Source organism: Hyphomicrobium sp. 2TAF46 (genome assembly GCF_052114865.1).
Lineage (GTDB): Bacteria > Pseudomonadota > Alphaproteobacteria > Rhizobiales > Hyphomicrobiaceae > Hyphomicrobium_B.
In genome coordinates this window covers 79,628-103,650 of record NZ_JBFRFO010000004.1, presented here as the reverse complement: position 1 = coordinate 103,650, position 24,023 = coordinate 79,628, and the positions used below count along the sequence as shown (strand labels likewise).

Sequence of the window (24,023 nt, the reverse complement as noted above, 5' to 3'; positions counted from 1 at the left end):
TGAGCCAGCCCCGTTCCACTATTTGCGCACGATGAAGGGTTCCTGGTCGTCCGTCGCGGGACGCCCGGTCATCTCTTCGAGCAGCCGGCTCCGGGCCCGGTTGACCCGGCTCTTCATCGTTCCGACGGCGCAGCCGCAGACCTTTGCTGCGTCCTCGTAGGAGAAGCCTTCCGCGGTGATCAGCAGCAACGCTTCGCGATGATCGGCGGTAAGACGCATCAGCGCTTTCTGCATATCGTCGAATTCGAGATGCGTCAGCTGTGTCGCCGGAACGCTGGCGTTCATGGCGGCATGATCCTCGTCCAGTTCTTCGCGCTGCGATTTGCGATAATGTGTAAAATACGTGTTGCGAAGAATGGTGAAGAGCCAGGCCTTCAAATTGGAATCGGGCACGAACGAATCTTTATGCGTCCAGGCCTTGAGAAGCGTTTCCTGAACGAGATCGTTCGAAAGCTGCGCATCGCCGCTGAGCGAGTGAGCGAATGCCCGAAGATTTGGGATCGCTTGAATCAGGGCATCGCCGAAACTTGGAGATTCCGTCACTCTGAATCCTCCTTGCCCTCGAGCTTGCGAACGAGACTGAGGAGGTCGTCGGGTATTGGTTCCTGGACGATGTTTTCATACATGGCACGCATACGCTGGCCTATAAGCTGAGCTGCGAAGCCCGGGAGCCGCGGAACCGAGGGCTGTGCAGCGTCATGTTCCGGATGGCGCGTCAAATCCGGAAGCTCGTCGTCCGGCCGTGCGCAATCATCCGGCATATCGAGGCGCTTCTGCATGATAGCCTTGTGCCCTTGAAGATTTGGATTGGCCCCGATTGGGACAAACTCCTCTAGGAAAGTTGTGATGGGGGCTCGTCCGACGAACGTCGCGCGAGAGAAATTGTTCCTGCGGGGGAACCATCCCGATTACTCATGCGTTGGTGTTTCGGTGCATATTGGCCGCCATGCTGAAACACGCGGTGGAGTTGGCGGTTCCAGAGAACTGAAAAATGTTCTTCTGACTGTTTCGGGAGGCGCAGAATAAATGTCGATTGCCCAGACAATCCGCGTGCATTTGCCATATCTTCGGCGGTTTGCGCGCACGCTGACGGGGGCTCAGCAGACGGGCGATGCCTACGTTGCGATGCTGCTCGAAAGCCTGGTTTCCACCCCGTCCGATTTTCCGGCGAACATGCCGCCGAGAGTGGCGCTCTATAATTTATTCCTGAGGGTCTGGAATTCGGTCCGCCTCGATGGCGGCCCCCCCGAGGAAACCCCGAATTCCATAGGCACCGCGCAGAAGCGCATAAATTCCATCAGCTCGCTGCCCCGCCAGGCATTTCTGCTCGTCGCGGTGGAAGGGTTCACGTCTTCGGAGACCGCCGCAATTCTCGAGGTTGACGAGGCCGAGGTCGAAAAGCTGCTCGAGATCGCGGGACAGGAAATCGCGCATCAGGTCGCGACGAACGTCCTCATCATCGAGGACGAGCTGTTGATCGCGATGGACCTCGAGACGATCGTCACCAGTCTCGGTCACACCGTTCAGGATGTCGCAACGACGAAGAACGAGGCGCTCAACGCAGTGAAGCGTCAGATGCCGGGGCTCATCCTCGCCGACGTCAAGCTTGCCGACGGTAGCAGCGGCCTGGAAGCGGCCAAGGAAATTGTCTCCGAGCGTGAGGTGCCGATCATCTTCATCACGGCCTATCCGGAAAAAGTCCTGACCGGAGAACGACCGGAGCCGACTTTCCTGATTTCGAAGCCATTCCAGCGCGACACGGTCATGGCCATTATCAGTCAGGCCCTTTTTTTTGATACCAAAGCCCACCCGCGCACCGCGGCGGCTTAAGGGCGGCGAAACCGCCTTCTGCGCCGCCTTCAGCCGAAAGCGGTTGCGTCTACGCGACACTCCCTTCGTAATATAGTAACACGGTTGTGAACCCGCCCGTCGTCGTTTTTTCGTAAGAGCGGGGAGCAGAGAAGAAGGGGAGTGACATCAATGAAATTCACACAGGGCCTTGTGATCGCCGGCACCGTCGCCGGCGTGCTCGCCGGAGCTTCGCTCGCTCAGGCGGCAAGCATCGCTGTCGGCAAGAAGCTCGAGCTTAAAGTCAACCCGGCGAAGATGAAGGAAGAGCGCGAGAGGCTGTGGGCTCAGTTCGGCGGCTGGTGTGCGATCAAGGATTGGCATCCGGCAATTGCCAGCTGCGAGGAGAGCACCGAGGGTGGCGCAAAGTTCCGTACTTTGACTCTTAAGGACGGTGGCAAGATCAAGGAAAAGCTCCTCGACGAAAAGCCGAACTTCTATCGCTACGAGATTGTCGAGAGCCCGTTGCCCGTCAAAAATTATCAGGCCCAGTTCGCACTGACGCCCGACGATGATGACGAGGACGAAATCAATTTCGCCTGGTCGGCGGTTTTCGATGCTGCGGATGGCAAAAGCGACAAGGAAGCCAAGGATGTGATCACCGGAATCTTCAAAGCCGGTCTCGATAATATCAAGGCCACCGCTAGCGCCAAGTAAGGCGGCTGACCGTCGTCGAAGATCACGAAAGAGAACGAAGGCGCCGCTGCTCCGGCGCCTTTTTTCTTTAGGTCTTGAGTGTTTCGATTGCGAGCCGGATGAGATCGGCGGTGCGATCGACGCCGAGCTTGACCTTCATCTGCGTGCAGATGTTGGCGACGGTCTTGTAGGCAATCCCTAAGCTGTCCGAAATCGCAGTCATGCTCTTACCTTGGCCGAGCATGCGAAGGATCTCGACTTCACGTGTCGATAGCGATTGCAGCGGATCGTCGGACGAGATCTGGCTGACCGCAATTTTCGAGGCGAGATCACGATCGATATACTGCTCGCCCGCCCGAACTTTGCGGATCGCGCCGATTAGTTCCTCGACTGGCGCGCTCTTGCTGACGTAACCGCGGGCTCCACCGCGAAGCGCGCGGACCGCGTAGAGCGGTTCATGGTGCATGCTGAAAACGACGACGCGTGCCGCGCTGTCGATGGACGTAATTCGCCTGAGGACTTCGAGCCCGCCTGCGCCTTCGAGGTTGAGGTCGAGCACAACGACATCCGGCCGCTCTGCCGCATAGACCGCTAGTGCATCATCGATGCCTGCCGTTTCAAGCACGTTCGCTTCGAAATGCGCGACGAAGAGTTTGCGCAAGCCTTCACGAACGACGCCATGATCGTCGACGATAAGAATTTTCATGCTGCACTCGTTGTTATTGGTTCGTGCTTGTTGCCGCTTCCGTTCGTGGCGGGAAGGGGAATTTCGACAATCAACATAACGCCTTGGCCATTTTCCTGATCGCTAATGCTGAGCCGCCCATCGAGTGATGCGACCCGCTCGCGCATTCCGGCGAGACCGAAACCTCGCGTCGTCTTTGCGGTAATTCCAGAGCCGTCGTCAGAAACGACGATACGCAACACTTCGCCTGTCCGCCGCGTGGTCAGCCCGATCGTGTGTGGCTGCCCGTGGCGAACGGCATTGCTTGTTCCTTCCTGCAGGATGCGGAATGCCACTTCTTCGATGGCCGTCGAGAAGCGCTCGTCTTCGATGTCCATCTGAAAATCGATCTGCGGCCGTCGCGCCTTCCAGAAGGCGACGAGCTGCTCAACCGCGATCGCCAGTCCCTGATCGATCAGATGCGCCGGCCGCAGCCGGCTCAGCACGCCCCGCAGATGCACCTGCATATGCTGCACGGATTGCCGGATCGCCTTGCTGCGATCGACGACTTCTTCCGAAGCCTGTCGCGATACGAGAGAAGGGATAGCCTGCGCGTCGACATCCGCCGCGAAGAGAAACGGTCCGATTTCGTCATGAAGATCGCGCGCGATCTCGGAACGCTCTTCCTCTTGCACGGTCGAAAGCTGTTCGTTGAGCCGCTGGTTCCGCTGCTCGGAATCCTGCAATTGCTCGGCCATCCGATTGAAGGCGCGATAGATGCGTTTCAAATCATCGGGGCCGTCTTCTGAGACGTGCGCCGTGTAATCGCCCTCGCCCACGCGATCGAGCGCCGAGGAGAGCTGCTCGAGAGGTCTCAACGCCCGGCCGAGGGACGCGTAGATGAGCCCAAACACGATGGCGCAGAAGCTTCCGACGATCGCGAACTTGAGTTTGAGATCCTCCCAGACCTCGCTCACCTCGTTGTGCGAGTCCGCAGCGATCGTGATCGTGCCCATTTGCCCGAGATCCGCGGGAAGGTCGAACGTGCGCTCGCGTGGCTTGCCGGAGAGCAGCCAATAGAGCCAATGCGGCGGCGGATCCACTGGCTGTAGGAGATGTGAACCCTGGACGGATTTTCCGTCTGGGGAGACGAGTCTCACCTTGATATGGCGGTCACCGTCAAACGAAGAGAGCAGCCGGAGGACTTGTGATCTCGCATCTCCACCGGAGGCGATCGTCGAAAGGGCATCGCTGACGGCGCTCGAAGCCACATCGATCGCCGACGACATTTCGATGTCGACCTTTCTGAGGCCGTTCCAATAGGAGAGCGCGCCTCCGGCGATAAGGCAAAGCGCCAGGACGAGCGCGATAAGCGCGAGAATGCGGCGTCTCAGTGGCATCGTAGGTACGTCGGCGATTGTGTAACAATGTAGCTTTGAGGCACGCCGAAGTGGCAGTCAAGTTCCCTGATTATAAGGAAAAATTCCCGGCCCTCGCAGCTGGCAGAGAATCTGCATCCCAGAAGGGAAGAGTGCATCCGGGGCCGGAACCGTATCGTTTTATGTCAAATTTTAAATCATATGTCTCGAACTTGAACCGGGTGCGCCTTGGGGAGCTGATCGATCACCAACTGTCGCGGGCGCGGCGTGCCAATATCAGCCTTTCGATCGTCAACCGTCCGCTTGTCTTGACGTCCGCGACCGATCCAAACGCGTCGTCCGAGCGACCGGATTAACCACGCTGCCCCATGAGCTCCGGAACCCGAAGCTGCACCGAGCTTTACTCGACCTTGTCGGAAGGGAGAACGGTGCTCAGAAAAATCTCTCGTACACGTAGACGGTGTCGCTCGGCTTCACAGGGTAGTCGCCGGGAACCTCCAGTTCTTGCATGAAGCCGTTGTTGGCCCGCCGCTTCACCCGGAAGCTGCGCTCGCTCGCCCGCTCGGTGTAACCGCCGGCGATCGCGACGGCCGTTTCAACCGTCATTCCTGAAACGTAAGGATACTGGCCCGCATTCTTCACTTCTCCGAGAATGAAGAAAGGCCGGTTCTGCTGAATATCGACGGTCACTTGCGGGTCTTTGACGTACTCGGTGCCGAGCCGCGAGCGTATGATGTTTTGAAGCTCGTTCGTCGTCTTCCCGCGCGCGGTGACATTGCCGATCAGAGGCACGGAAATCTTGCCTTCCTGACTGACGATGTAGAGACGCGAGAGATTGGGCTGGCCGTAAACGAAAATGCGAAGACGGTCGCCGGTATCGAGCAGATATGGGCCGCCGGAGTTATCTGCAACTCCAGTGTAGACAGCCGGCGTACCCCACGCGACGGTCTCTGCCGAAGCGGGCAGGACCGGAACCGGGTATCCGTCCTTCACGGAAGCGCTGTCATTGAAGGTCGCTGTCTCGCCGGTGATCCGGGTGTCGAGGTGGGCAAGGTCCCGGTCTGGCGAACAGGCGCCTGCGAGCACCGACACAACGGCGGCAAGAATAGCGAGCAAACGGACCGACATCGGCAGCATTCCGGCAACAAATGAACGTGCGGAACATTAGGTCGCCGAGGGTTAACAAAACCTAAGAGATTGTATTTTTTCAGCGCGCTTAAGCAGTTGCTAACCTCGACGGCCGCTTATTGAAAGGTGCTGAAACCCCTGATCGAGCAATGATATGCCGCCGCGAGCCGCCGCTTCGCCCGACGAAATTCAGATGTCGACCGTCTTCGGAGCTTTAAAGCGCAAGAGCCGGTCACTCGTGCTTCTGAGCCTAGCAGCGGGATGCGCAACGTTCGGTGTGCTCACGATGATGGCGCCGCGCTATCAGAGCGAAGCTGAGCTGGCCATCGTGGCGAAGGGTACGTCGAGCACCTTTTCCGATCCGCGCAGCGCGCCCTCGGGTTCCGATCTCGTCATGACACGGATGGACAAGGAAGCCATCAACACGCACGTGCGAGCGCTCCAGGCACCCGATCTCATGCAGCAGATTGCGAGCAACCTGAAGCTTAACGAGCGGCGCGAATTCAATAGCGCGCTGGGGCCGGTGGATCAGCTCGACGCCGCACTTCGCATGATCGGCATCGGCGGACCGCGGAGCGGCGAAAGCGAAGTCGATCGCGTCATGTCCGCGTTTCGCAGCCGGCTCGAGGTCTACTCGCCGAAAGAAAGCCGATTCATCGGCGTTCGCATGACTTCGCTCGATCCGGAGCTTGCCGCCAAAATCGCCAACGCGATCACTGAGAACTACCGCGCATCTCTCGCCGAACAGGGCGTCACCGAGATCGACGAACTGCAGACGGTCTTGAAAGCCAAGATCGAGAAGCTCTCGGCCGAAGTCGCAAACGCCGAGACGGAGATTGATCGTTATCGCGGCAAGGTCGAGGCGTTTCGCAGCGGCGCGCAGAACTCGGGTCTCAACGAGCAACAGATGTCGGACTTGACCGCCGAGCTGACGCGAGCCAAGGCTGCCCGTGGCGAAGCGGAAGCACGTGCCGCATCCGCACGCGAGATGATAAAGGCAGGCTCCGCCGACGCCTTGGCCGATGTGCAGAAATCGCCACTCATTCAGAACCTCGTGCAGCAGCGCGTGCAAATCGAACGGCAGATCTCGGAGCTTTCCGCGACGCTCCTCCCGGGCCATCCACGCATGCGCCAGCTCAAGGCGGACCTCGCGGGCCTCAAGCTGCAGATCGATTCCGAAATCGGCAAGATCGTCGCGAGCCTCGAAAAGGATGCGAAGGTCGCGCAAGGCCGAGAGATCAGCATCGCGCAAAGCCTTGCCGACGTCAAAGCGCGCATCGTGACGACTGCGCCGGAAGAGGCGCAGCTCCGGCAGATCGAAGCCAACGCGAAAGCGAAGCGGTCCGAACTTGAAAATCTTCAGGTGCAACTAGAGGCCAATCGTAAGAAACGCGACGCGCGCGCCCAGCCCGTCGAGGCGCAAATTATTTCCAAGGCGCAGGCCGAAAGTGTTCCGGTCTTCCCGAAGAAGCTTCAGCTCTCGTCTCTGGTGACGTTCGCATCGCTCATGTTCGGAACGGCTTGGATCGCCATGGGGGCGCTCTTCCGAACCGTGCCGCGGCAAGGGTATCGCAAGAAAGACGCCTCCGACAGGCGCAACGCCGAGCCCCTGCTGGTCGCTTTGGACGAAGAGCCGCTTATCAGTGAGATGGTAGATGAAACAAATGAGCCGGCCGTTCCTGAGCCGCCGTCAATTTCGTTTCCTGCATCTGCTTCGGAGGCGCACACCGTCGCGCCAAAGATCGAGACGCCCGAAGACGTGGCCCCACCCGCGGCTTTCGCTGACGGCAACATGGAAGCCGTGGCGGAGCGCATCCGAAAACGGCGCACGGTCGGCGGGGGCTACCGGACACTGATAACGGGCGAGACGGACGAGATCGTTCCCTATGCAGAGGCAATCGAACTCGTTAAGGCGCTTGCGAAGGGAAGCACGCAATCGATCCTTGTTGATTGGAGTCCGAGCGGCAAAGGCTTTGCTCGCGACGCCGGTCTCGACACAAGCGCCGGCTTCAATGACTTGCTTTCGGGCAACGCGGGCTTCGACGAAATCATCCAGCGTCTTCCCGGAGCGAATGCGCACGCCGTCGCGAGCGGGAGAGCCGTCAGCGGTGACGAAGGCGAGATCGACGCCGATCATTTGAATCTCGTGCTCGACGCACTCGACGAGGCGTACGATCACATCGTTGTCGTCGGTCGTCGCGATGAGGCGAGAAGACTCTTCGAAGTCATCGAGGGACGCTTCGATGCGGGCATAGCCGTCGTATCGTCTCGGGGATCGCCCGCAAGCGAGGATCGCGGCAACATGTTCCTTGGCTTCGAGGTCGCCGAAATCGATGTCATTCGCTATGAGCGGCAGGAACGTGCTCCGGCTGATCTGATGCAACGCCTGGCGCGCGTTTCACAACAGGACGTGCCGATGGCCCGGCGGGCACAGCACGCCTGATCAGTAGCACGGGGTGGTGAGGCGCGCTTTCTCCGCTGCGCTCGGGCGGGACAGGGAAGTCACGCGTCGGGACGCTGCATCCAGGCGATAAGCCAGCCGGCGGGTAACACCCAGAGCAAACCCGCAACGATGTAGTAAACGAGTTCCGCAACCGTGCTGACGTTGCGCACTTGCAGGACGATCGCCACCGCGACCGCCAGAACCGCATAGACGGCGATCATCAATAGCAGCGCGACCGTGCCTACAAGCTTCCTTTTGCGTTGCGTCATCTCTCTCGAAATCGCCCCCGAATTCCAGGTTTTTGTACCGCCGCGCCGCATGGGCGCATTGTCCCGCCGCCATGAAAGGGTATCACACGCGCTCTGGGACGGCTTGAGGATATGTCCGACCGATGACGATGACGCAACTTTCGGAAGTACGAGAAACCGCCAGCAAGCTCGCAGCCGATACAGGTAACCGGGCCGTTTCGCTTTGGCTATGGTTTGTCGCGTCGCTTGTCTTTGCGATGGTCGTTGTCGGAGGCGCGACGCGGCTGACGGAGAGCGGCCTCTCCATCACCGAATGGCAGCCGCTACTCGGCGCATTTCCGCCACTCCACGAAGCCGACTGGATGACGGCCTTCGAAAAGTACAAACAAATACCTCAGTACACCGCGCTCAATCACGGCATGTCGCTGGAGGACTTCAAGTTCATCTATTGGTGGGAATGGAGCCACCGGCTGCTCGGACGCCTCATCGGCATCGTGTTCGCATTGCCGCTCGTGTTCTTCTGGTGGACCGGCCGTCTCGATCGCGGAACGGGAATGAAGTTCCTAGGCATCCTCGCGCTCGGCGCGCTGCAGGGTGCCATCGGCTGGTACATGGTGAAGTCGGGACTGAGCGACCGCATCGAAGTCAGTCAGTACCGCCTCGCGCTGCATCTGACCACTGCCTTCCTGATCCTCGGCCTGCTGGTCTGGCTCGCACTCGACGAGTGGCCGGCGGAACCGCACATCACCGGCGAAGTCGCGACGCCGCTCATAAAGCGCATGGCATCGATCATCGTCGCGGCCATAACTCTGCAGGTGGTTTTCGGGGCGTTCGTCGCGGGCCTCAGAGCCGGGCTGATCTACAATACGTGGCCGACGATGGACGGCCAGTGGTTCCCTAGCGATTACTGGATCAATCCGCCGTACCTGAGCTTTTTCGAAGGCCACGCCGCCGCTCAGTTCAACCATCGCATCATGGCTTATCTCGTGGTCGCGCTCGTTCTCGTGCAGATCGGGCTGACCCACCGGACGCCGGTCGATGACCGCATTCGCCTTACCGCGCTTTGGGTCGGCGGCGCGGTCATTCTCCAGGTTCTGCTCGGCATCGCAACGCTTCTCAGTCACGTTCCGTTGGATTTGGGCCTCGCCCATCAGGCAGGCGGGGCACTCGTGTTTGCAACCGCCATCGTGCATCTCTATGCGACGCGGCGCGCTGGGATCGTGCCTCGCGACTTCTCTAGTCGAGGCCGAGCATCAGCTTGATGTTCTGAACCGCCGCACCCGCCGCGCCCTTGCCGAGGTTATCGAGCCGCGCAACTAGGACAGCCTGGTTCAACGCCGCCTTGCCGAAGACGTAGAGCTCGAGCTTGTCCGTGCCGTTCAGCTCTTCGGCCTCGAGCCGCGAAAGGCTCGCCGACGGTTCGGTAGCGACGCGGACGATCTCGCTCCCCCGATAACGCTCGGCGAGTGCGGACTCGATATCGCGCAGGCACGGCTTTCCCGGCAGCACGTCGAGGTGCAACGGCACCGAGACGAGCATGCCCTGCCGGAAGTTGCCGACGCTCGGCACGAAGATCGGCCGGCGCGTCAGGCCCGAATACGTCTGCAGCTCCGGCACATGCTTGTGCTCGAGGCCGAGACCGTAAAGCTCGAACGCGGGTGCGGTTCCGGCCTCGTAGGCTTCGATCATGCTGCGGCCGCCGCCGGAGTAGCCGGAAACGGCGTTGACCGTCAGCGGATGGTCTGCCGGGATGATGCCGGCGTCAACGAGGGGCCGGATCAGCGCGATGCCGCCCGTCGGGTAGCAGCCGGGGTTGGCGACGCGTTTGGCCGCCCTGATTTTTCCGGCATGGTCCGCGGTCATCTCGGCAAAGCCGTAAACCCAGCCGTCGGCGACGCGATGCGCGGTCGAGGCATCGACGATCTTCGGGGCCTCAGCGCCGAGTTCATCGGCGAGCGCCACCGTTTCCCGCGCCGCGTCGTCCGGCAGGCAAAGCACGACGAGATCGACATTGCGCAACATTTCGGCGCGCGCGGCGCGGTCCTTGCGCTTCGCCGGGTCGATGCTCTTGACGCCGATCTGACCGACGCCTGCGAGCCGCTCGCGGATTTCGAGGCCCGTCGTGCCCGCTTCGCCGTCGATGAACACGGAAGCAAGTTTGGTTTTTGCCGTCGTCATGGTCATAACACTAACCGCCAAACAAGAGGCCAAGCCGGTGCTTGATGCCCTGGATGATCGTTTCTGAACAGCCGACCCCGTACGTCTGGCAGACGATACGATGGCTGTCGCGATAGATCATATCGGCCGCCACGTAGAGAATAATAAGGAGACCAAACCACGCGATCCAAGGATACTTGGCAAGAAGCTTCGCGATGAAGGTGGAAGCGACGGCCATCAGGATAATGGCAACGGCAAGCCCGATGACCAGCACCAGGGTGGATTCGCCCGCCGCGCCCGCCACCGCCAGCACGTTGTCGAGAGACATCGACAGGTCGGCGAGAATGATCGTCCAGAGCGCGGCCCAGAATGACGTCTCGTTGGGGTGCGGGACGTTGGACGCGAGATTTTTTTCCACCTCATGGATCGAGTGCGTGTCAGCCTCGACGATCTGCTTGTACATCTTCCAGCAAACGAAGAGCAGCAGAATGCCGCCCGCGAGCGTCAAGCCGATCACCTGCAGCATCTGCTGTGCGATGCTCGAGAAAACGATCCTGAGGACGACCGCTCCGAGAATGCCCCAGAAGATCACCTTGGCGCGCATGGACACCTGAACGCGCGACGCCGCCATGCCCACGACGATCGCGTTGTCGCCGGCGAGGGTGAGGTCGATCATCAGGATATTGAAGAGCGCCACGGCATGCGTGCGCCACCAGTGGGGGGACATGAGATAACCAATGTCGGTCACGAGTGTCGAAAACATCTCGTGCAACCCGTTCAGCAGCCAGTCCATTGTGTCTCCGAAACCCCGGGGGCCCCCATTTTACGGCCGAGCCGCGCTTGCCTGCCGGGCGTATGTGGCATTGAGGGGGCGTGCCCGCAACCCTTCTGCCACAGGAAAAAAACAGCCCGCCGAAGGGGCGGGCTGTTTTAGTCTCAGGTATCGGAAGCCGATTAGCGCTTCGAGAACTGGAAGGACTTGCGCGCCTTGACCTTGCCGTACTTCTTACGTTCGACGACGCGGCTGTCGCGGGTCAGGAAGCCCTGCTTCTTCAGCACGCCACGAAGGTCCGGCTCATAATACGTGAGCGCCTTCGAGATGCCGTGACGAACGGCGCCGGCCTGGCCGGAAAGCCCGCCGCCGGCGACCGAAATACGAATGTCGTATTGCGTTGCGCGGTTGGCGAGATTCAGCGGCTGCTGCAGAAGCATTTGCAGAACGGGACGGGCGAAATAGGCCTTGAAATCCTTTTCGTTGACCGTGATGAGGCCCTTGCCGGGTTTCAGCCAGACGCGCGCGACGGCGTTCTTGCGCTTGCCGGTCGCATAGGCGCGGCCAAGCTTGTCGAGCTTCTGGGTCCGGACAGGCGCGGCCTGCGGCTCGGCGCCCTTCACGGCGCCTAGATCGGCCAGGGTCTTAGTTTCGGTAGCCATGGATCTCAGACCCTCACATTCTTACGGTTGAGCTTCGCGACATCGAGCTTTTCCGGATTCTGCGCTTCGTGGGGATGCGCGCCGCCCTTATAAACTCGGAGGTTGCGCATCAGCTGACGGTGCAAAGGACCGCGTGCGAGCATGCGCTCGACAGCCTTCTCGACGATCCGCTCGGGATGCTTGCTGTCGAGGATCTGGCGCGGCGTCCGCTCTTTGATGCCGCCCGGATAGCCGGTGTGGCGGTAGTAGACCTTGTCTTCACGCTTGGCGCCCGTGAAGACGACCTTCTCAGCGTTGATCACGACGATGTTGTCGCCGCAATCGACGTGCGGCGTGTAAATCGGCTTGTGTTTGCCTTTGAGGCGCGTCGCGATGAGAGCAGCGAGCCGGCCGACAACGAGCCCTTCGGCGTCGATGAGAACCCACTTCTTCTCCACCGTGGCCGGCTTGGCGACATAGGTAGACATTATCTTGAAGCTCCTTGGCGGATGGCTGCGCACGCTTCAATCGTCCACTGCGCGCCGCATTCCGAGAAGCGGCGTGCATACGCGAAGATACCAGCGTCTTGCAACAAGAATTTGAGACATCTAAAAATATCAAGCAAATTCATAAGCTTGGTTGCGTAGGTATTATAATACCACCGAGCGGTATTATTTTACCACCAAAAACCTGCCGATTGTCGGCTTGACAAACCCACGGGGGTTTTCAACCGTTGCGTGCCGGTCATTTTGCAAAAATTGGGGGCCGTCAGCGCTTTTTGGGCGCGGCCTTCTTGGCCGTCGTCGGCTTCGCTGGTGCAGCCTTGGCGATGGCTCCCAGTGCTCGGTCAAAAGCTTCTGGCCGATCGTCAGTTTCAAATTCGCGCGCGGTGTCGATGAACTTCTGGCGCTGTGTGCGCGTGTCAGGCTTTTCAGGTTTGGTTCTCGTCATGAGCTAAGCATACATCTGTTCGGCGCGTGCCGCGAGACTTCGGCTCGAAGTGTCACTCATCCCGAGGATGGGGACGCATGATGACCCAGGATGGCGCAATTGATGCTTTGGCAGAATGCCTTTATCTGCGGTTCGAGCGCCTTGATCCGACCGGTCGCGGGGCGTGGCCAGATCTTTTAGAAGAGGAACGAGAGTACTACAGGAAAGGAATACGTGAGATTTTGCTGGAAAAAACTCTTCTAGCTCTTGCGATGGGCGTTTCGAGAGATTCGCCAACGACTACATAATATCTCGGCCCTCCGTAACGAGCAAATAAGCGTATGCGAGAGACAACATAGGTCTTCCCGTTTGAACGCTGATAGCCGAGTTCAATCTCGTGAAGCGAACTCGATTTTGGCGCAATCGTCTGGACTGGCTCCCCGCCAATCAGGCTCATGCTCTTTGTGTCGCCTCTGCATATCAAGTCTAATAATATAGGTCGAAATTTAGCGCTTCCCAACTCGGCAGCGGCGAATGCGTGACCGATTTTGGCGAGCATTCTGCAAAGCATCTGGTTATCCCAATAGGCCGTCGCGAAATTAGACACGTTATATTTTTTCAGTAACAGGGCTTGATCGTGCCTTAGTATCGCGACGCTCATACCTTCGAAAGCGCGGCCAGGACCATCATTTTCGGCGGTGAATGAAGATGGGGTGTAATTAGGCATTGAAAACACAATTGGGTAATCATCTATATCGACTTGGACGATAGTAGGTCGTCCGTCGACTGTCGTCTCAAGCGGAAGTTTGTTAGGATGCGGTCCGCTGCCAGGTTTCTTGAGACGAAGAAATACCCTCAAGGCCTTCATGGTTCGACCAAGAACATCACCCTCGACCATACGACCGGTAATGTCTTCATGTTCTTGGCAACTGGCCTGCGGCAGCTCAAGAGTTCCACCGATGCCTTCCGGGATAATGTGTTCCCCTCCTAAGGGATGCCGACGAATATTTGGTTTTGTGGAATAGGTGTCAGCGCCGCAGTAAATGCACTCGCTGACACTCTCGTACTTCTTCACGCCGTGATCTGGCGATAGTGTCGTCTTCCTAAACGGATGGTAGGATTTCCTGGAGAGAGCATACCGAATGCGACTGAGAATTAGCCGAGACTTTTTCTTAGCTCGGAGAACTATTTCGCTCACGATTGATTTGCATATGGCCCAGATATCAGATGCGGCATGGGCCAAGAGCATCCAAATTGATGTCGAAGGTTGCATTTGAGTCGCCGCGAATAGGGCGCGCGTTAAGGCCCGCAAGTCCGCGGCGCTCACTTGGAGTGGTACAATACTCTCTCCAATCTGAACAATAATGCCCGGGTTCGAGCGAAATCTGCCAAAGTTCCAGCGGGACATTGGTACTGGATCACGATTTACTAAGTTGATACCTGGGAGCGGCTTCCCAGATGCCAAGAACGCAGCGTGCGAGGCCCTTAGGAGATTGCTTGCGATGACGCCGACTTGGTCAGGAGCCAACACTCCAGCCAACAAGTTTGTGTTGTCAGTAACAATTTTGAACTCAACGGTCCCGTCTGGGCGCGGGTTAGTAAGTAGCTGGCAAGGTTTCTCTGATGGCGGTAGGTCGGACATCCTATCGCTGCTTTCCTTTACCGCTCGGCACGGGAATTTGCGCTGTCAGGCTGTCGATATGTCAACCGCTTGCCCTTGATCCCCATAAGCGCCTTCACCGTGCGCTCCGCATCATCAACGCCAAGCTTCACGCGATTGCTATAGCGAAAATCGAATTCCGCCAAATACCGGTGCAAGTGCTTTTCTGAACAGTGCTGATAAACACCCTTCATGCCGCGCTTGAAGATCGAGAAGTAGCCTTCAATCGTGTTCGTATGGATCTCGCCGCGTCCATACTGACCCGCCGAATGATTGATGAAGGCGTGTAGAAATTCCTTGTCGAGGTTGCGGTAAACACCGGCGTCGTCCGTGATCACCTTGGCCTCCTGCGCAAGGTTCTCGCGGATGATCGGCAAGATGTTCTCTTGGTTCGCTTCGTCGATGTGGAAGCTGCGGGCTTCGCCGTCGCGGCTGACGAGGGTCAGGACGGCGCGCTTGTGGGCCGTGCCAGCCTTGCGGACCTTGCCCTTGTTGCCGATGAAGGTCTCATCGATTTCCACGATCGATCCGCCACCACCCATAGGAGGCAGCAAGCCGCCAGAGCGCATCGCTTCGCGAATGCGATGGCTCATGAACCACGCGGCTTCGTAGTTGATCTCCAAGGTGCGGTGGAGCTGATGGCTCGAAATGCCCTTCTTGGACGAGCACATCAAATGCACGGCCTGGAACCACTTGTGCAGCGGGATGTGGCTGGACTCGAAAACCGTGCCAACGCGGACCGTGAACTGCTTCCGGCAATGGCCGCACTTCTTGAGACCGGGACGCTCGACGCCTTCCGGGTTTTTCTTGCTCGGCTTCGTTCGGACGCCGCTCAACTTATAGATGCGTTCCTTGCCGCCGCGCCGATATAATACTTGACGTACCCAACATTTTGGCCTATTCATTGAATAGGAGAAATGAGCCATAACAGCCCTTTCAGCGAAATATTTCCACGATGAAGAAGAAGCGTACCGCTTCGTGGAGGCGCGAGTCTGGCCAGATGGGCCCGTATGCCCTTATTGCGAGGGCAGCGACCGCATCTCCAAGATGAAGGGCAAGTCCACGCGGATCGGGACGTACAAGTGCTACGCCTGCCGGAAGCCCTTTACCGTGAAAATCGGCACTGTCATGCACGACAGTCATTTGCCGATGACTGTCTGGCTTCAGGCCTTCTTTCTGCTTTCGTCGAGCAAGAAGGGGATCAGCTCCAATCAACTGCATCGCACCCTTGGGATAACCCTCAAGAGTGCGTGGTTCTTGTCGCAGCGCATTCGCGAAGCCATGCGGGTTGGCGGGTTTTCGCCATTAGGCGGGGGCGGTTCAATTGTTGAAATCGACGAAACGTTCCTTGGCCGCAAAGGCAAAGTCGTAGGCAAGGGGCCGCATCACAAAAATGCGGTGCTGACGCTCGTTAGCCGCGAAGGCGAGGCGAGAAGCTTCCATATCGATGAAGCCACTCGAGCCAACATAATGCCGATTATTCGGGAAAATTTAGCGGCTGAGGCGCGCGTGGTAACGGATGATGCTGGCTACTATCGGAGCTTAGACAAGGAATACCTGCACGTATTCGTCAATCACTCCGCTGGACAGTACGGCCGGGGTGAAATTCACACGAATACGATTGAGGGTTACTACTCAATATTCAAGAGAGGTATGAAGGGAATTTATCAGCACTGTTCGCAGAAGCACTTGCATCGCTACCTGAGCGAATTCGATTTCCGATACTCGAACCGCATGCGTCTTGGCATTGACGACGAAGAAAGAGCCGACAAGGCCCTCAAAGGAATATCGGGCAAGCGCCTGACGTATCGCCAACCAACGTCGAAAACTAAAACCTAACTCATTGAACTAGGCTGATTTAAAGAAATTGACTGCAGAATCAACATATTATACATTCTACGCGTGGTGCCCCTGGCGGGACTTGCACCCGCACGGACCGATCGCCTCGACCAAAGGCGGTCCACCAGCTCCCAAGGCTGGCGCGTCTACTTGTTTCGCCACAGAGGCAACGCATGGCCTGAGGAGAGGCCGAAACCTCTCCTCACATTTTCAGTCGAGTTATGGCGGTTCCATAACGGAACACCTCCTTTCTCTGCTATCAGCGGCGACAACTGCTTCACCGGTTGTCGCCGTTGCTGTTTGGCCCCCAAACGCAGAACAAGAGGCATGCCGTTTAAATGACGGGATACCAACGCCCGTCTGTATTGAGGATCTCTTCGTCTTCCGTCTTCAGTCTATGCAGCGCAGTCCGCACCGTTCGTTCAAGAATGGAAGGGTCCACCTTCCGCGCAGCATCGACAATCTCGACACCGCGCAACCCAGGCGTTTCATTCACGATCTGCCAGACAATCTCTTTCGCGGATCGCTTCTCTATCTGGGGCTGCGGTGGCGGAGGTTCGGGGTTTTTGGCGGGTTGTTCCGGCGGAGGTGGTTGCTGTTCTTGCAGAGCCGCTGTGAAGCGCCTCCACGCGGCATCCCATCCGGCGTTAAATCCCGCGTCGTACCCCAACGTGTAGAGAGTACGTTCCAAGTGCAGTGTAGCATCGTGAAGGCCCGTTCGAGCCTGCTGAAGCGCGTTGGCCACTGCGTTCGGTTGTTCATTCGTATCGCTCATTCGACCGATCTAGCCGATACATGTGGGTCAGTCAAGTAGGGTAAATATGATCCATTGAACGATTCAGGTGATGACATGCCTAAAAGAAAAGAGCCGGAATTGGACCCTGCAGAGCGGCTTCGACGCTTCAAAGAGGCGGCGAAAGCCGTCGAAGCCGACGAAAGTGGTGCGGAGTTCGAAAAAGCATTCAAAGCGGCCATGCCGCCGCGTAAAAAGCCCAAAAAATAGCTTGAAAAATCAGCCGTCTAATTCGCGGAACTATTGGGTACGTCAAGGATGATATCGCCAAAAACCTCCCCCAGTGCAGTGCCCGCCTTGTTCATTGGCGATAAATCCAGCATGCGATAGATCAAGGGAAGGCCTCGGACCCGCGCAGTCCGAAATTCGGGGCGGTTTGAGGTAAACGCTTCTTATTCTTGTCTTAGTCGGCGTATCAGTTCGAACGGTAATCGCTCGCAAGAGGCGGGCGCAATGTGGAGCAACACGATGGCGGTCTCTCTGACCCGGACGGCGGTGCGCGTATTCATTGGCGGCCTAGGACTATGCGCGGCGATGTCGATTGCTGCGGCTGAGGACGCGGCCGCACCGAAGGCAGCGCCAGCCGAGCAAGGCGCAGCACAAGCGACCGCCGCCACTCCGTCACCGTCCGACGATGTCAAGCAGATCAAGTTGACGGACGAGCAGGTGACGCGCTTCATCGCCGCTCAGACGGATCTCGCGGCAATCGCATCGAAAATCCAGGCCGCCGGCGACAAGCCCGATTCCGCTCTTCAGACCGAATTGGAAAGCATCGCGACGAAGCACGGCTTCACGAACTTCGCAGAGCTCGATAACGTCGCGGCGAACATCTCGATCGTCATGGCTGGGCTCGATACCACGACAGGCAATTTCGTCGACCCGGTCGATGCGCTGAAAAAGGAGCGCGACGACGTCCAGAAGGACAACAGCATTCCGGAAGCCGACAAGAAGCAGCTTCTTGATGAGCTGAATGAAGCGATCGGCACGACGCCGAAACTGCAGTACAAAGAGAACGTCGACCTCGTGAAGGCGCATCGGGCCGAAATCGAGAAGGCGCTGCAGTAGAACTGCGCGCCGACGGAAGCGGCGAACACGCCGCGAACTGGCAGGTTCTCGCATGCAAGAACGTTCGAATGTCGGGACCCAATTGGTCCTGACACACACCGTCGAACCCGGCATCGTCCGCCTCACATTGAACCGGCCGGAAGCGCGCAACGCGCTTTCGCGGGCGTTGCTGAGCGAATTGCAGCGAGAGATCGAACGGCTTGGCAATGATAAATCTGTCGCCGTCATCATTCTTGCCGCCGCCGGCCAGGTCTTTTCTTCCGGTCACGACCTGAAGGAACTGACCGCCCGCCGCGCCGACCCCGATGGCGGCGAAGCCTTCTTCCGGGAGACCATGACGTCGTGCTCGGCGGTCATGCGTGCCATCGTCGCCTGTCCGAAGCCGGTCATCGCAGCAGTGCAGGGACGCGCGACGGCGGCGGGCTGCCAGCTCGTGGCGACCTGCGACTTGGCCGTTGCTGCCGAGACGGCAGACTTTGCAACTCCGGGCGTGAATATCGGCCTCTTCTGCTCGACGCCGATGGTCGCTCTCTCCCGCAATGTCGCGCGCAAGCGCGCAATGGAAATGCTGCTTCTCGGTGAACCGATTTCCGCAGCCGATGCGCTCGCCTACGGTCTCTTGAATCGCGTCGTCCCGGCGGACGATGTCATGACGGTCACCTTGGACATGGCCCGCACGATCGCCTCCAAATCGAAAGCGACGGTTGCAATCGGCAAGACGGCCTTTTATCGGCAGGCCGAGCTTACGCTCGACGAGGCCTACGCCTACGCGAGCGAGGTGATGGTCAAAAATATGATGGAGGCCGATGCAGGCGAGGGCATCTGTGCTTTCATCGAAAAGCGTAAGCCCGAATGGAAGGACCGTTGAGTTGGAGTCTCGGATTTCGTTTGTCACCCTGGGCGTCAAAGACGTCGGAAAATCTCGTAAATTCTATGAAGCGCTGGGCCTTCGCGCGTCTGCCGCCAGCCAGGCTGACGTAGCCTTCTTCAGCCTGGGCGGGATTGTGCTTTCGGTTTTCGGCCGCGACGCCTTGGCGAAGGACGCGGGCTTGCCGGTGAGCGAGCCCGGATTCTCCGGCATTTCTCTCGCTCATAACGTCAACTCGGAAGCCGACGTCGATCGGGTTTTGAACGAAGCCGTCGTGGCTGGCGGAAAGCTGTTGAAGCCCGGCCAGAAAGCCTTTTGGGGCGGCTATTCCGGCTACTTCGCCGATCCTGATGGCCACCTCTGGGAGATCGCCCACAACCCTTTCATGCCGCTTGATGCTGAGGGACGCGTCACGCTTCCGGAACCGGCGCCATGAGCATCGACGGACTGAGCGACGATGACGTCCGCGCGATCTTGAAGCGGGTCAAGACATTCGCCGTCATCGGCGCGTCGGCAAAGCCGGAACGCCCGAGCTATGGCGTCATGCGTTTTCTCATCGACCAGGGGTACATCGTGAAGCCGGTGAATCCCGGCATCGCAGGCAAGACCATTCATGGCCAATTGGTTTATGAAACTCTGGCCGCCGTGCCCGCGCCCGTCGACGTCGTCGACCTATTCCGCGCCTCCGCCGCCGTGCCCGAGATCCTGCGCGATGCAATCGCGGTGAAGAAAAGCACGGGCGCCAGCGTGATCTGGATGCAGCTCGGCGTCATCAACGAGGAGGCGGCTGCAAGCGCACGCGCCGCCGGCTTTACCGTCGTCATGGACCGTTGCCCGAAAATAGAATTCGCCCGGCTGATGCGACGCTGAGAACTTCCAATATGCCGGAAGGGGATCCGGTCGTTAACTGACCCGCGTCATCCTGACCTTCTAAATCTTTGCCGAGAGCATGCCCAACTATGCGCATCGGCAACACAATCTGGCTTGGCTGTTCCCTTAGGAACAACCCGGAGCCCGACGTAGGTACGAAACTTTGCCTTCTCTCGACAAATGGGGCATATGCCTTTTTGAGCTCCCGGAGCTACGGTAAACAATGAAGTCGGGTACCTTGACGTCTGTGCAACTGCCAGCTGACTGGTCGGTGGAAACCATTCTGCCGATTGAATTCAAAGGCCAAGAGCTGATGCTCGAAGCCCACGCGTATCGCGGCGCCACCGATGAAGAGCAGATCTTGGCGCTCGTTCATCGCGATGCCAGCAAGATGAATGGCGCATCTCCGATCCCGGTCGTTCGCGTTCACTCCGGCTGCGTGACCGGCGACATCTTTCATTCGCTTCGCTGCGATTGCTACCAGCAGCTTCAAGCCGCGCTGAAGATCATTACCGAGGTTCCCTACGGCGCGATCATCTACGTGCCCTATCATGAGGGCCGTGGCATCGGTCTCTTCAAGAAGATCCAGGCCTACGCGCTGCAGGATCAGGGATTGGATACCGTCGAAGCCAACATCGAGGTTGGCGCACCGATCGATAGTCGCGATTACGGCCTGACCGCTCGCGTCCTGAGCGACCTTCAAATGCCGGAAATCAAGCTGCTGTCAAACAACCCGGCGAAGGAATTGGCACTCAAGTCGCATGGCATCCGCGTTGTCGAGCGGCTGCCCATCGTCGCCATGCCGAACAAGTTCAACGAGCGCTATCTCGAGACGAAGCGCGCGCGTATGGCCCACAAGCTTTAAAGACCTGGCGCACGTGGCTTCTCGGTCGTCTTCGGAACGGTGAAGCCGCCTTCTGCGACGAGGCGCGAGAAAAGTCCGCCGCGTTCCGCAAGCTCGACGAACTGCCCGCTCTCCACGATCTTCCCCTGATCGAGAACGAAGATCTGGTCGGCATCGGCGACCGTCGATAGCCTGTGCGCAATGACGAATGTCGTCCGGCCCGCCCGCAGCGTATCGAGCGCCCGCTTGATCTTCGCTTCCGTCTCGGAATCGAGCGCGCTCGTTGCTTCATCGAGAATGAGGATCGGCGCGTCCTTCAGGATGGCGCGGGCAATCGCGATGCGCTGACGCTCGCCCCCCGATAGGGACAAGCCGCGTTCCCCGATCACGAAGTCATAGCCGCCGGGCTTCCGCATGATGAAGTCGTGCGCCTCCGCCAGCCGGCTGGCGTGCTCGACCTCGGCGTCCGTCGCATCCGGCTTGCCAATGCGGATGTTCTCGCCGATCGATCGGTTGAAGAGCCCTGCATCTTGGAAAACGACCGCAATCGCGCTTCTCAATGACTGCAGCGTGACCCCTGAAATATCCTGGCCGTCAATCAGGATGCGTCCGGATTTCGGCTTCAAGAAGCGCTGCAGCAAACCGATCGTCGTCGACTTGCCCGATCCCGTCGGACCGACGAAAGCAATCGTCTCTCCCGCCTTGGCGTCGAACGACAAGTCACTGATGCCCTGCGAGCCGCCAGGGTAGCGAAAGGTCACGTCGTCGAAGGTAACGGCACCATCGACCGTGCGCAGCGGCTTGGCTCCCGGTGCGTCCGCTGGCGCTCCGGCTTCGTCGATCAGCGCGAACAATGCTGTGATGGTCGGCGCCTGCTGGTCGATCCGCACAGCAAAACCCGATAGCGCATCGAGCTTCGAAATCAGCAGCGCAGCGAATGCGACGAAACTGACGATCTCGCCGACGGTTAGCTCGCCGCGCCCGGCGAGAACAGCGCCCGCCGTGAATATGATGACCATCGTCAGCGTCGCGGCCGAGCGCTGCAATACCATCAGCACGCCCCACCACGTCAGCACCGGATATTGCGCGGTGAGGAGATCGTTCGCGAGGCTGCGAAGTGCGTCGCCCTCGGCCTTGAGCCGCGCGTAGCTCTGCACGACCGTCACATTGCCGATGACATCGACGACGCGGCTCGAAAGCGCCGTCTCGTGCTCCTCGACGGCCGCCTGCCCGACGGCTGTGCGCCTCACCACGATGACATGCATCAGCGTGTACGCGGCGGCGAGCGTCAACAGAATGGCCGCCATCCGCGGGTCCATCGCGAACGCCGTCGGCACAAGGAGGATGATGGCGAACACGACCGCCAGCTGCTCGCGCATGACGCCGAGCCACAGCCAGAACAGCCAACCCATGCCCGAGAGGATCGTTCTGATCGTCGCGCCGGAACCGCGCGAAGCGAGCGAACTTTGCGGCAAAGCAATCGTTTTCTCGAAGATGCGGGCGAGATGCGCGAGCTTCTGGCGATGCGCCAGCCGATCCGCGTTGATCCCGACGATGACGCCTGCAAAAATCCCGAACAGCCCGAGCAGCGCCCAAAGTCCGATGTAGAAGTAGGCGCTTTCGCCCTTGCTCAGCGCGTCCACGACCTTGCCGAAGAGAATGGGCTCGGCAAGTTGCGTAACGGCGATCACAACGCCCGCTGCCGCGAGGCCCATCGCCAGATATTTCTCGGGAGCCAAAAGCGCGAGCGCGCGCCGGTAGATTTCAACAAGGCCGAGCGGCTTAGAAGTCATGACCGGGTGCTATGAGAGTTGGGAGGAAGGAATGCCAGTGGACGAAGTGCGAAATCCCGGAGCGGCCCACGGTTACGATCATTCGGCGACACGGTCATTCGACCGCCTTATATCATTCTGAGATCTCATGACATCCGGCAAAATTGACAGTGAAGTGTCTTTGCAATCGGTTTTCGAACCGATCGTCGCCGCGCCGCGTGACCGGCCTTTCGTGGTCGCGCAGCTTGGCCAATCTCTCGACGGCCGGATTGCGACGATCGGCGGCGACTCCAATTACATCAACGGCCCCGCCGCACTCGACCATTTGCACCGCCTGAGGTCCAGCGTCGATGCCGTCGTCGTCGGCATAGGCACGATCATCGCGGACGATCCGCAGCTGACGGTCCGGCGTGTTGACGGCCCGCAGCCGGTCCGCGTCATCATCGACCCAAGAGGGCGCCTGCCGGCGTCGGCGCGCTGCTTGGCGACAGGCGAGAGCAAGTGTCTCGTCGTGACCGGCAGCGAAGCGGCGGTGCCGAAGGGCGCGGAAGGCCTTGTCATAAAATCGTCCGCTTCGCGCATTGAACCCAGCGACATCGTCGATGCGCTCTTCAAGCGTGGCCTTAAAAGAATTCTGGTGGAAGGCGGCGGCATCACGATCTCGCATTTCATCGATGCCGGAGCAGTCGACAGGATACACATTCTCGTGGCCCCGCTGATATTTGGGTCGGGAATACCAGGACTTTCATTGCAGCCTATCCGTAGCGTCGGCGAGGCGCTGCGGCCTGAAACTACAGTGAGCGTTCTTGACGGCGGCGATGTGCTGTTCGATTGTGATCTAAGGCATCAGCGGCGAGGCTAACGCATGGCCCAGGATCCGAAATACGACATCCCGACGTACACGCCGATTGCACGCGGCCTGCATTGGTGGATCGCGCTGCTCGTCCTCATTCAGCTGCCGCTCGGCTTTTACATGGCCTATCGCGGCAACGAGATGCCGGGCGTCAATGAAAAAGGCGAGCCGGTCAAAGGCGTCTGGGACGCGCTGACGGGTACTCTGTACAGTTCGCACAAGGTCATTGGGCTGACGATCTTGCTATTCGTCGTCCTGCGGTTGCTCTATCGTCTCACGCAGGGCGCGCCGCGTTCCGATCCGACCGTTCCGCCCGCATTGACCGGCGTCAGTCATCTCGTCCATTGGCTTCTATATGCGCTGCTGATCGCTGTTCCGGTCATCGGCTACACGGCGATCTCATACGGCGACTACCTCGACGTCTTCGGAGTTCATCTGCCGGCCATTACCGAAAAGAACGAAGACCTCTCGAAGGAGATTTTCGAATGGCACGAGACAGGCGCTGTGCTGATCGTCGTCTTCGCTTCGATACATATCGCGGCGGCCGTCTATCATCATTTCGTGCGTAGGGACCGGGTCGTCGAGCGGATGATCCCGAAGCGGGCGAGCTGAT

Annotated in this window: 28 protein-coding genes and 1 tRNA gene; 13 read left to right on the top strand and 16 right to left on the bottom strand. The window is 59.0% G+C overall.

Annotation, left to right across the window (positions count from 1 at the left end):
• Positions 1–18: 18 nt before the first annotated feature.
• Both AB4Z24_RS10080 and AB4Z24_RS10075 read right to left on the bottom strand, forming a co-directional pair.
• Positions 19–543, bottom strand: a complete 525-nt coding sequence (locus tag AB4Z24_RS10080; protein WP_441707965.1) for a sigma-70 family RNA polymerase sigma factor — start codon at positions 541–543, stop codon at positions 19–21.
• Positions 540–779, bottom strand: coding sequence for a NepR family anti-sigma factor (locus tag AB4Z24_RS10075; protein WP_441707963.1), 240 nt, complete (start codon positions 777–779; stop codon positions 540–542). The genes AB4Z24_RS10080 and AB4Z24_RS10075 overlap by 4 nt, the downstream gene beginning before the upstream one ends.
• A gap of 247 nt (positions 780–1,026) precedes the next feature.
• Here AB4Z24_RS10075 and AB4Z24_RS10070 point away from each other — a divergent pair, with 247 nt between their 5' ends.
• Both AB4Z24_RS10070 and AB4Z24_RS10065 read left to right on the top strand, forming a co-directional pair.
• Positions 1,027–1,830, top strand: coding sequence for a response regulator (locus AB4Z24_RS10070; protein WP_441707962.1), 804 nt, complete (start codon positions 1,027–1,029; stop codon positions 1,828–1,830).
• A gap of 150 nt (positions 1,831–1,980) precedes the next feature.
• Complete coding sequence (locus AB4Z24_RS10065; protein WP_441707960.1) at positions 1,981–2,505, top strand: SRPBCC family protein; 525 nt, start codon at positions 1,981–1,983, stop codon at positions 2,503–2,505.
• Positions 2,506–2,572: 67 nt separating this feature from the next.
• On the opposite strand, the gene AB4Z24_RS10060 is transcribed toward AB4Z24_RS10065, so the two are convergent.
• The 3 genes from AB4Z24_RS10060 to AB4Z24_RS10050 form a co-directional block, all read right to left on the bottom strand.
• The gene (locus tag AB4Z24_RS10060; RefSeq protein WP_441707958.1) at positions 2,573–3,190 is read right to left on the bottom strand and encodes a response regulator; all 618 of its coding nucleotides are present in this window, start codon (positions 3,188–3,190) and stop codon (positions 2,573–2,575) included.
• Positions 3,187–4,548 carry a HAMP domain-containing protein gene (locus AB4Z24_RS10055; RefSeq protein ID WP_441707956.1) on the bottom strand — a complete coding sequence of 454 codons (1,362 nt, stop codon included), beginning with the start codon at positions 4,546–4,548 and terminating at the stop codon, positions 3,187–3,189. Before AB4Z24_RS10055 ends, AB4Z24_RS10060 begins: the two co-directional genes overlap by 4 nt.
• A gap of 411 nt (positions 4,549–4,959) precedes the next feature.
• A complete protein-coding gene (locus AB4Z24_RS10050; RefSeq protein WP_441707954.1) occupies positions 4,960–5,655 on the bottom strand; it encodes a polysaccharide biosynthesis/export family protein in 696 nt (231 codons plus the stop codon).
• A 154-nt stretch (positions 5,656–5,809) separates the two neighbouring features.
• Here AB4Z24_RS10050 and AB4Z24_RS10045 point away from each other — a divergent pair, with 154 nt between their 5' ends.
• The gene (locus AB4Z24_RS10045) at positions 5,810–8,098 is read left to right on the top strand and encodes a GumC family protein (protein WP_441707953.1); all 2,289 of its coding nucleotides are present in this window, start codon (positions 5,810–5,812) and stop codon (positions 8,096–8,098) included.
• A 59-nt stretch (positions 8,099–8,157) separates the two neighbouring features.
• On the opposite strand, the gene AB4Z24_RS10040 is transcribed toward AB4Z24_RS10045, so the two are convergent.
• Complete coding sequence (locus tag AB4Z24_RS10040) at positions 8,158–8,367, bottom strand: DUF2842 domain-containing protein (RefSeq protein WP_441707951.1); 210 nt, start codon at positions 8,365–8,367, stop codon at positions 8,158–8,160.
• Positions 8,368–8,489: 122 nt separating this feature from the next.
• Here AB4Z24_RS10040 and AB4Z24_RS10035 point away from each other — a divergent pair, with 122 nt between their 5' ends.
• Entirely contained in the window at positions 8,490–9,608 is a 1,119-nt protein-coding gene (locus AB4Z24_RS10035) for a COX15/CtaA family protein (protein ID WP_441707949.1), read from the top strand.
• Here AB4Z24_RS10035 and argC read toward each other — a convergent pair.
• From argC to AB4Z24_RS10000, 7 genes are all read right to left on the bottom strand, one after another.
• Positions 9,583–10,524, bottom strand: a complete 942-nt coding sequence (argC, locus tag AB4Z24_RS10030) for an N-acetyl-gamma-glutamyl-phosphate reductase (protein ID WP_441708281.1) — start codon at positions 10,522–10,524, stop codon at positions 9,583–9,585. The two genes, AB4Z24_RS10035 and argC, sit on opposite strands and share 26 nt — an antisense overlap.
• Before the next feature lie 10 nt (positions 10,525–10,534).
• On the bottom strand, positions 10,535–11,296 hold the full coding sequence (locus tag AB4Z24_RS10025; RefSeq protein WP_441707947.1) for a TerC family protein: 762 nt from the start codon (positions 11,294–11,296) through the stop codon (positions 10,535–10,537).
• Positions 11,297–11,457: 161 nt separating this feature from the next.
• On the bottom strand, positions 11,458–11,937 hold the full coding sequence (rpsI, locus tag AB4Z24_RS10020) for a 30S ribosomal protein S9 (RefSeq protein WP_441707945.1): 480 nt from the start codon (positions 11,935–11,937) through the stop codon (positions 11,458–11,460).
• 5 nt (positions 11,938–11,942) lie between these two features.
• Positions 11,943–12,404: a 50S ribosomal protein L13 gene (gene rplM, locus AB4Z24_RS10015; protein ID WP_290991161.1), complete on the bottom strand. Its 462-nt coding sequence runs from the start codon at positions 12,402–12,404 to the stop codon at positions 11,943–11,945.
• A 280-nt stretch (positions 12,405–12,684) separates the two neighbouring features.
• Positions 12,685–12,867, bottom strand: a complete 183-nt coding sequence (locus AB4Z24_RS10010) for a hypothetical protein (protein ID WP_441707943.1) — start codon at positions 12,865–12,867, stop codon at positions 12,685–12,687.
• Between the two features lie 196 nt (positions 12,868–13,063).
• Positions 13,064–13,921, bottom strand: a complete 858-nt coding sequence (locus tag AB4Z24_RS10005; protein WP_441707941.1) for a hypothetical protein — start codon at positions 13,919–13,921, stop codon at positions 13,064–13,066.
• Positions 13,922–14,505: 584 nt separating this feature from the next.
• Positions 14,506–15,411: an IS1595 family transposase gene (locus AB4Z24_RS10000; RefSeq protein WP_441708280.1), complete on the bottom strand. Its 906-nt coding sequence runs from the start codon at positions 15,409–15,411 to the stop codon at positions 14,506–14,508.
• 19 nt (positions 15,412–15,430) lie between these two features.
• Between AB4Z24_RS10000 and AB4Z24_RS09995 the strand changes: the two genes are divergently transcribed.
• Positions 15,431–16,345, top strand: coding sequence for an IS1595 family transposase (locus AB4Z24_RS09995; protein ID WP_441708279.1), 915 nt, complete (start codon positions 15,431–15,433; stop codon positions 16,343–16,345).
• 64 nt (positions 16,346–16,409) lie between these two features.
• Here AB4Z24_RS09995 and AB4Z24_RS09990 read toward each other — a convergent pair.
• A tRNA-Pro gene (locus AB4Z24_RS09990) sits at positions 16,410–16,513 on the bottom strand.
• A 166-nt stretch (positions 16,514–16,679) separates the two neighbouring features.
• Positions 16,680–17,120 (bottom strand): hypothetical protein, encoded by a 441-nt coding sequence (locus AB4Z24_RS09985; protein ID WP_441707939.1) that lies wholly within the window; start codon positions 17,118–17,120, stop codon positions 16,680–16,682.
• A gap of 54 nt (positions 17,121–17,174) precedes the next feature.
• On the opposite strand from AB4Z24_RS09985, the gene AB4Z24_RS09980 reads away from it, so the two are divergent.
• The 6 genes from AB4Z24_RS09980 (at position 17,175) to AB4Z24_RS09955 (ending at position 20,806) form a co-directional block, all read left to right on the top strand.
• Positions 17,175–17,348 carry a hypothetical protein gene (locus AB4Z24_RS09980; protein ID WP_441707938.1) on the top strand — a complete coding sequence of 58 codons (174 nt, stop codon included), beginning with the start codon at positions 17,175–17,177 and terminating at the stop codon, positions 17,346–17,348.
• 258 nt (positions 17,349–17,606) lie between these two features.
• On the top strand, positions 17,607–18,203 hold the full coding sequence (locus AB4Z24_RS09975) for a hypothetical protein (protein WP_441707936.1): 597 nt from the start codon (positions 17,607–17,609) through the stop codon (positions 18,201–18,203).
• A 52-nt stretch (positions 18,204–18,255) separates the two neighbouring features.
• Positions 18,256–19,071 (top strand): enoyl-CoA hydratase, encoded by an 816-nt coding sequence (locus AB4Z24_RS09970; protein WP_441707934.1) that lies wholly within the window; start codon positions 18,256–18,258, stop codon positions 19,069–19,071.
• A 1-nt stretch (position 19,072) separates the two neighbouring features.
• Complete coding sequence (locus tag AB4Z24_RS09965) at positions 19,073–19,507, top strand: VOC family protein (RefSeq protein ID WP_441707932.1); 435 nt, start codon at positions 19,073–19,075, stop codon at positions 19,505–19,507.
• The gene (locus AB4Z24_RS09960; protein WP_441707930.1) at positions 19,504–19,941 is read left to right on the top strand and encodes a CoA-binding protein; all 438 of its coding nucleotides are present in this window, start codon (positions 19,504–19,506) and stop codon (positions 19,939–19,941) included. Before AB4Z24_RS09965 ends, AB4Z24_RS09960 begins: the two co-directional genes overlap by 4 nt.
• A gap of 223 nt (positions 19,942–20,164) precedes the next feature.
• On the top strand, positions 20,165–20,806 hold the full coding sequence (locus AB4Z24_RS09955) for a GTP cyclohydrolase II (protein WP_441707928.1): 642 nt from the start codon (positions 20,165–20,167) through the stop codon (positions 20,804–20,806).
• Here AB4Z24_RS09955 and AB4Z24_RS09950 read toward each other — a convergent pair.
• A complete protein-coding gene (locus AB4Z24_RS09950) occupies positions 20,803–22,578 on the bottom strand; it encodes a glucan ABC transporter ATP-binding protein/ permease (RefSeq protein ID WP_441707926.1) in 1,776 nt (591 codons plus the stop codon). The two genes, AB4Z24_RS09955 and AB4Z24_RS09950, sit on opposite strands and share 4 nt — an antisense overlap.
• A gap of 127 nt (positions 22,579–22,705) precedes the next feature.
• Between AB4Z24_RS09950 and AB4Z24_RS09945 the strand changes: the two genes are divergently transcribed.
• Entirely contained in the window at positions 22,706–23,419 is a 714-nt protein-coding gene (locus AB4Z24_RS09945; protein ID WP_441707925.1) for a RibD family protein, read from the top strand.
• A gap of 3 nt (positions 23,420–23,422) precedes the next feature.
• Positions 23,423–24,022 (top strand): cytochrome b, encoded by a 600-nt coding sequence (locus AB4Z24_RS09940; protein ID WP_441707923.1) that lies wholly within the window; start codon positions 23,423–23,425, stop codon positions 24,020–24,022.
• Position 24,023 lies beyond the last annotated feature (1 nt).

Excerpts from the sequence above, each read along its gene's own strand:
- AB4Z24_RS10075 (WP_441707963.1), bottom strand. The coding sequence starts at position 779 with ATGCAGAAGCGCCTCGATATGCCGGATGATTGCGCACGGCCGGACGAC.
- AB4Z24_RS10070 (WP_441707962.1), top strand. The coding sequence starts at position 1,027 with ATGTCGATTGCCCAGACAATCCGCGTGCATTTGCCATATCTTCGGCGG.
- AB4Z24_RS10065 (WP_441707960.1), top strand. The coding sequence starts at position 1,981 with ATGAAATTCACACAGGGCCTTGTGATCGCCGGCACCGTCGCCGGCGTG.
- AB4Z24_RS10060 (WP_441707958.1), bottom strand. The coding sequence starts at position 3,190 with ATGAAAATTCTTATCGTCGACGATCATGGCGTCGTTCGTGAAGGCTTG.
- AB4Z24_RS10055 (WP_441707956.1), bottom strand. The coding sequence starts at position 4,548 with ATGCCACTGAGACGCCGCATTCTCGCGCTTATCGCGCTCGTCCTGGCG.
- AB4Z24_RS10050 (WP_441707954.1), bottom strand. The coding sequence starts at position 5,655 with ATGTCGGTCCGTTTGCTCGCTATTCTTGCCGCCGTTGTGTCGGTGCTC.
- AB4Z24_RS10045 (WP_441707953.1), top strand. The coding sequence starts at position 5,810 with ATGCCGCCGCGAGCCGCCGCTTCGCCCGACGAAATTCAGATGTCGACC.
- AB4Z24_RS10040 (WP_441707951.1), bottom strand. The coding sequence starts at position 8,367 with ATGACGCAACGCAAAAGGAAGCTTGTAGGCACGGTCGCGCTGCTATTG.
- AB4Z24_RS10035 (WP_441707949.1), top strand. The coding sequence starts at position 8,490 with ATGACGATGACGCAACTTTCGGAAGTACGAGAAACCGCCAGCAAGCTC.
- argC (WP_441708281.1), bottom strand. The coding sequence starts at position 10,524 with ATGACGACGGCAAAAACCAAACTTGCTTCCGTGTTCATCGACGGCGAA.
- AB4Z24_RS10025 (WP_441707947.1), bottom strand. The coding sequence starts at position 11,296 with ATGGACTGGCTGCTGAACGGGTTGCACGAGATGTTTTCGACACTCGTG.
- rpsI (WP_441707945.1), bottom strand. The coding sequence starts at position 11,937 with ATGGCTACCGAAACTAAGACCCTGGCCGATCTAGGCGCCGTGAAGGGC.
- rplM (WP_290991161.1), bottom strand. The coding sequence starts at position 12,404 with ATGTCTACCTATGTCGCCAAGCCGGCCACGGTGGAGAAGAAGTGGGTT.
- AB4Z24_RS10010 (WP_441707943.1), bottom strand. The coding sequence starts at position 12,867 with ATGACGAGAACCAAACCTGAAAAGCCTGACACGCGCACACAGCGCCAG.
- AB4Z24_RS10000 (WP_441708280.1), bottom strand. The coding sequence starts at position 15,411 with ATGAATAGGCCAAAATGTTGGGTACGTCAAGTATTATATCGGCGCGGC.
- AB4Z24_RS09985 (WP_441707939.1), bottom strand. The coding sequence starts at position 17,120 with ATGAGCGATACGAATGAACAACCGAACGCAGTGGCCAACGCGCTTCAG.
- AB4Z24_RS09975 (WP_441707936.1), top strand. The coding sequence starts at position 17,607 with ATGGCGGTCTCTCTGACCCGGACGGCGGTGCGCGTATTCATTGGCGGC.
- AB4Z24_RS09970 (WP_441707934.1), top strand. The coding sequence starts at position 18,256 with ATGCAAGAACGTTCGAATGTCGGGACCCAATTGGTCCTGACACACACC.
- AB4Z24_RS09960 (WP_441707930.1), top strand. The coding sequence starts at position 19,504 with ATGAGCATCGACGGACTGAGCGACGATGACGTCCGCGCGATCTTGAAG.
- AB4Z24_RS09955 (WP_441707928.1), top strand. The coding sequence starts at position 20,165 with ATGAAGTCGGGTACCTTGACGTCTGTGCAACTGCCAGCTGACTGGTCG.
- AB4Z24_RS09950 (WP_441707926.1), bottom strand. The coding sequence starts at position 22,578 with ATGACTTCTAAGCCGCTCGGCCTTGTTGAAATCTACCGGCGCGCGCTC.
- AB4Z24_RS09945 (WP_441707925.1), top strand. The coding sequence starts at position 22,706 with ATGACATCCGGCAAAATTGACAGTGAAGTGTCTTTGCAATCGGTTTTC.
- AB4Z24_RS09940 (WP_441707923.1), top strand. The coding sequence starts at position 23,423 with ATGGCCCAGGATCCGAAATACGACATCCCGACGTACACGCCGATTGCA.